Source organism: Kitasatospora sp. NPDC059462 (assembly GCF_042749955.1).
GTDB lineage: Bacteria > Actinomycetota > Actinomycetes > Streptomycetales > Streptomycetaceae > Kitasatospora.
This window is the reverse complement of sequence record NZ_JBHYUU010000329.1, coordinates 1-4,773: the sequence shown is the minus strand read 5'-3', so window position 1 is coordinate 4,773 and position 4,773 is coordinate 1. Positions and strand designations below refer to the sequence as shown.

Below are 4,773 nucleotides of genomic sequence, written 5' to 3'. Positions count from 1 at the left end.
GAACGGCCGGGGCCCGGTGTGTTTCACGTGAAACACACCGGGCCCCGGCCGTTCGCGGGAGCGGGCTCAGTCGCGCCGGTGCCGGCCACCGCCGGCCTGGACGGCCTCGCCGCCCTCGGCGGCCTGGGCGCCGCCGGCCTTCTTCTTCTTGCGCTCGCGCAGCACCTCGAAGATCATCGGCGAGATCGAGAGCAGCACGATCAGCAGCACCGCCGGGATCAGGTACTTGTCGATCACCGGGGCGAGCGCGTCGCCGAAGAAGTAGCCGATCAGCAGCATCGACTCGGTCCACAGCACGCCGCCGACCACGTTCCAGAGGAAGAAGGTCTTGGCCGGCATCTCCAGGGTGCCCGCGACCGGGTTCAGGAAGGTCCGGACGATCGGCATGAAGCGGGCGAGCACGACGGCCTTGCCGGGGCCGAAGCGGTTGAAGTACTCCTCGGCCTTCAGCACGTACTCGCGCTTGAAGATCTTCGACTCCGGCTTGTCGAACATCCTCGGTCCGACCTTCACACCGATCTGGTGCCCGAGCTGGGCGCCGGCGATCGCCGCGATCGGGGCCCCGATCAGCAGGGCCGCGATCGGCAGCCGCGCGTTGTCGCCGAGCACCGACGAGGCGGCGCTGGAGGAGGCCACGCCCGCGATGATGAGCAGCGAGTCACCCGGGAAGAAGAACCCGACCAGGAGGCCGGTCTCCGCGAAGATGATCGCGATCAGCCCGATGGCACCGAGGGACGAGATCAGTGATTTGGCGTCGAGCAGATTGACGGCCAGCTGGTTGTAGTCCACACGGCGCAGGATAGCGGGCCCGTCTTCACGAGGGCTTCGCCCCCGGGGCCGAGCGGGCGCTCATCCTTTCGTCGCACCCCTTCGTCGCACCCCTTCGTCGCACCCCGCTCCCACCTCCGCGGAGCGCCGTGCGCCCGCCGTCCCGACAGGCGGGCCGCATGGTGGAGCCGGTGGGCATTCTGGGAAGATGGCACCGGCGTCCGGCCCGCAGTGGCGAACACCCTCATCGCCGCACCGCGGCCGCTGCCTCGAACCTTGGTACCGGTCCGCCGCACCGCAGAGCCGCGCACCGGCCCCGGTACCCCGGAGTCGTCACAAGGCGTACACAGCGTCGGACAGCACCGTCCGTACGCCGCAACCCGACAGGAGCGGATTCGCATGCCCATCGCAACTCCCGAGGTCTACAACGAGATGCTGGACCGGGCCAAGGCGGGCAAGTTCGCCTACCCGGCGATCAACGTGACCTCGTCGCAGACCCTGCACGCCGCGCTCCGCGGCTTCGCCGAGGCCGAGAGTGACGGCATCATCCAGATCTCGACCGGCGGCGCGGAGTTCCTGGGCGGCCAGCACAACAAGGACATGGTGACCGGCGCCGTCGCGCTCGCCGAGTTCGCGCACATCGTCGCCGCCAAGTACGACGTCACCGTCGCGCTGCACACCGACCACTGCCCCAAGGACAAGCTGGACGGCTACGTCCGCCCGCTGCTGGCGGTCTCCGCCGAGCGCGTGGCCAAGGGCCGGAACCCGCTCTTCCAGTCGCACATGTGGGACGGCTCCGCCGAGACCCTGAGCGACAACCTGGCGATCGCCCAGGAGCTGCTCGCCCAGGCCGCCGCCGCCAAGATCATCCTTGAGGTCGAGATCACCCCGACCGGCGGCGAGGAGGACGGTGTCACGCACGAGATCAACGACGAGCTGTACACCACCGTCAACGACGCCGTCCGCACCGCCGAGGCGCTGGGCCTGGGCGAGAAGGGCCGCTACCTGCTGGCCGCCTCCTTCGGCAACGTGCACGGCGTGTACAAGCCCGGCAACGTCGTGCTGAAGCCGGAGCTGCTGCGCGAGCTGCAGGACGCGATCGGCAAGCAGTACGGCAAGACCGACCCGTTCGACTTCGTCTTCCACGGCGGCTCCGGCTCCACCACCGAGGAGATCGCCACCGCGCTGGAGAACGGCGTCGTGAAGATGAACCTGGACACCGACACCCAGTACGCGTTCACCCGCCCGGTCGCCGGCCACATGTTCGCCAACTACGACGGCGTGCTGAAGGTCGACGGCGAGGTCGGCAAGAAGAACACCTACGACCCCCGCACCTGGGGCAAGCTGGCCGAGGCCGGCATGGCCACCCGCGTGGCCGAGGCCGCGCAGCAGCTGCGCTCGGCCGGCAACCGCCTGAAGTAAGGCCCGCGCCCCGCGCGAGGTCCTGGGTCCGTGCCCCCCGGTGGTTCACTGGGGGGCATGACCATTCACGAGAACCTCCTCGGGGGTCCGCCCCCGACGCACCTGCCCGCCGAGCCCGCTCCGCTGGAGCTGCTGGCCGGCGGCGCCTCCCCGGCCGAGGTCGCGGCGAAGTTCCCGACCTCCTCGCTGGCCTGGGCCCAGCTCGCCGACGACGCCTTCGCGGCCGGCCGCGTCGTGGAGTCCTACGCCTACGCGCGCACCGGCTACCACCGCGGTCTGGACGCGCTGCGGCGCAGCGGCTGGAAGGGCCACGGCCCGGTGCCGTGGGAGCACGAGCCGAACCGCGGCTTCCTGCGGGCGCTGCACGCGCTCGGCCGGGCCGCCGCCGCGATCGAGGAGAAGGAGGAGGCGGAGCGCTGCACGCAGTTCCTGCGCGACAGCTCGCCGACCGCCGCCGCCACTCTGGGCTGACCCCCGGACCACCCGCTGACACCGCCCCCGGGGCCCGAACACGGGCATCGGGGGCGGTTTCTGTGCGTTCCGTGCATACCGGGTACGTGGACATTCACCACTCCGCCATGTCAGGGTGGGCCCGCGAGGGGGAGCGCACGTCAGTTCGAGGGTTCGCGGCCCCACCGGTCGACAGAGAGCCCCAGCGTGCCCGCACCCAGCCCCGCCCGCAGATCCCGCACCGCCGCCGGCCCCGCACGCCGGGCGACGGCCGCGACGCGCCCCCGGGCGGCGGCCTCCCGCCGCCGGCGTCCGCCGCGCCGCCGGATCGGGCCCGGCATGCTCGCCGCCCTGGTCACCTCGGTGGCGATCCTCGGCGGCACCGTCTTCGTGCTGAACCGCCCCGACGCGCTGCCCGGCGGCGACCGGACCGCCCAAGCCCGGGTCGCCCCGCCCGGGGGCGCCACCACGCCGCCGCCTGCCACCGCGACGCCGTCCGCGACCCCGCCGCCCCCGCCGCCGGCGGCTCCCGCCCCGGCCCCGACCCCGGCCTCCGCCGCCCCGACGTCCGCGACCCCCTCCGCCACCCCGTCGCCGGGCGGCGCGGAGGGCGCCCCCGCCAAGGGGGCCGGCACCTTCACCGTCGCCCCGGGCTCCGCCGACCCGGTCGGCAAGGGCCGGATCCGGCGCTACCGGGTCGAGGTCGAGGACGGCATCGGCATCGACCCGGCGGCCTCCGCCCAGCAGATCCAGGGCATCCTGGCCGACCGGCGCGGCTGGACCAACGACCGGAAGAACGGCTTCCAGCGGGTCGCCGACGGCGCCTACGACTTCACCGTGAAGATCGCCTCCCCCGCCACCGTGGACCGGATCTGCGGCGCCGCCGGGCTCGACACCCACGGCGAGGTGAACTGCAACGTCGGCAGCCAGGTGCTGGTCAACGTCAAGCGCTGGACCACCGGCTCACCCCAGTTCGACGGCCCGATCGACGAGTACCGGGCCCTGGTGATCAACCACGAGGTCGGCCACCGGATCGGCCACGGCCACGAGACCTGCCCCGGCCCCGGCAAGCCCGCGCCCGCGATGATGCAGCAGATCTACGGGCTCAAGGGCTGCGCGCCCAACGCCTGGCCGTACGGCACCGACGGCGGCTACCTCAGCGGCCCCGCGGTCCCCTGAGCCGTCCCGCGCCGGGCCGGTGACCGGAACACACCCGCGACGCCTCCCCGGTCAGCCGAGCAGCGGCAGGTACGCCCGCAGGTCGCTGCGCTCGCCGCTCGCGGACACCGTCACGGCCTCGACCGCCGCCTCCCAGCCGGCCCGCCCGGTGGCCAGCCGGATCCAGGTCAGCGGGTCGGTCTCGACCACGTTCGGCGGGGTGCCCCGGGTGTGCCGGGGCCCCTCGACGGCCTGCACCACCGCGTACGGCGGCACCCGCAGCTCGACCGCGCCGCCGGGCACCCGCTCCGCGAAGGCGTCGGCGAGCATCCTGGTGACGGCGGCCACCGCCTGCCGGTCGTGCGGGAACGGCTCCGGGCCGAGCGCGTCGGCCAGGTCGTCGGCGTGCACCACCGTCTCGACCAGCCGGGTCACCAGGAACTCGGTGAGCGGCATCGGGCCGAAGCGCATCGCCACCGGCCGCGCCGGGGCGGCGTCCGCCACGGCGTCCAGGGCGGCCAGGGCGGCGGCCACCGAGCGCTCGAAGCGGGCGGCCACCTGCCCGGGCGGGCCGGTGAACTCCTGTGCGGCGTACCCGGTCACATCGGTGTCGACCGCCTCGGCGACCGTCCCGGTCAGCTCGGTGAACCGGGACAGGGTGATCGGCGGCGCCGGCGGCACCGGGGCGTCCAGGTGCCCGGGCAGCCGCTCCAGCAGCAGGCCCAGATGGGCCACCAGCTCCCGCACCCGCCACTGCCCCAGCCGGGTCGGCCGTTCCAGTTCGGCGGCGGTCAGCCGGTGGACGGCCGCGCGCAGGGCCTCGATCTGCGCCACCAGCGCGGCGTGCACCGTGGCGGGCCGGTAGGTACGGGACTTGGCAGGCATGGCCCCCAACATACGCCCGGGGGCGGGCGGGTGGGGGGGGGTACGGGCCCCCCCCGGGGCCCGCGGGGCGGGGGTGCGCCCCGCCGGGGC

5 protein-coding genes are annotated in these 4,773 nt (G+C 74.0%); 3 read left to right on the top strand and 2 right to left on the bottom strand.

The window, feature by feature from the left end; translation table 11 throughout:
• Positions 1-66 precede the first annotated feature (66 nt).
• Positions 67-789, bottom strand: coding sequence for a DedA family protein (locus ACFXAM_RS37900; RefSeq protein ID WP_380298395.1), 723 nt, complete (start codon positions 787-789; stop codon positions 67-69).
• Between the two features lie 378 nt (positions 790-1,167).
• Here ACFXAM_RS37900 and fbaA point away from each other — a divergent pair, with 378 nt between their 5' ends.
• From fbaA to ACFXAM_RS37885, 3 genes are all read left to right on the top strand, one after another.
• Positions 1,168-2,190, top strand: a complete 1,023-nt coding sequence (gene fbaA, locus ACFXAM_RS37895) for a class II fructose-bisphosphate aldolase (RefSeq protein ID WP_380298393.1) — start codon at positions 1,168-1,170, stop codon at positions 2,188-2,190.
• Between the two features lie 57 nt (positions 2,191-2,247).
• A complete protein-coding gene (locus ACFXAM_RS37890; protein WP_350559147.1) occupies positions 2,248-2,661 on the top strand; it encodes a DUF3151 domain-containing protein in 414 nt (137 codons plus the stop codon).
• Between the two features lie 186 nt (positions 2,662-2,847).
• A complete protein-coding gene (locus ACFXAM_RS37885; RefSeq protein WP_380298391.1) occupies positions 2,848-3,819 on the top strand; it encodes a DUF3152 domain-containing protein in 972 nt (323 codons plus the stop codon).
• A 51-nt stretch (positions 3,820-3,870) separates the two neighbouring features.
• Here ACFXAM_RS37885 and ACFXAM_RS37880 read toward each other — a convergent pair whose 3' ends face one another.
• Positions 3,871-4,683 carry a sterol carrier family protein gene (locus tag ACFXAM_RS37880; RefSeq protein WP_380298389.1) on the bottom strand — a complete coding sequence of 271 codons (813 nt, stop codon included), beginning with the start codon at positions 4,681-4,683 and terminating at the stop codon, positions 3,871-3,873.
• Between the last annotated feature and the right edge of the window lie 90 nt (positions 4,684-4,773).

Bases quoted from the DNA above. Each gene is read 5' to 3' on its own strand.
- fbaA (WP_380298393.1), top strand. From the start codon at position 1,168: ATGCCCATCGCAACTCCCGAGGTCTACAACGAGATGCTGGACCGGGCC.
- ACFXAM_RS37890 (WP_350559147.1), top strand. From the start codon at position 2,248: ATGACCATTCACGAGAACCTCCTCGGGGGTCCGCCCCCGACGCACCTG.
- ACFXAM_RS37880 (WP_380298389.1), bottom strand. From the start codon at position 4,683: ATGCCTGCCAAGTCCCGTACCTACCGGCCCGCCACGGTGCACGCCGCG.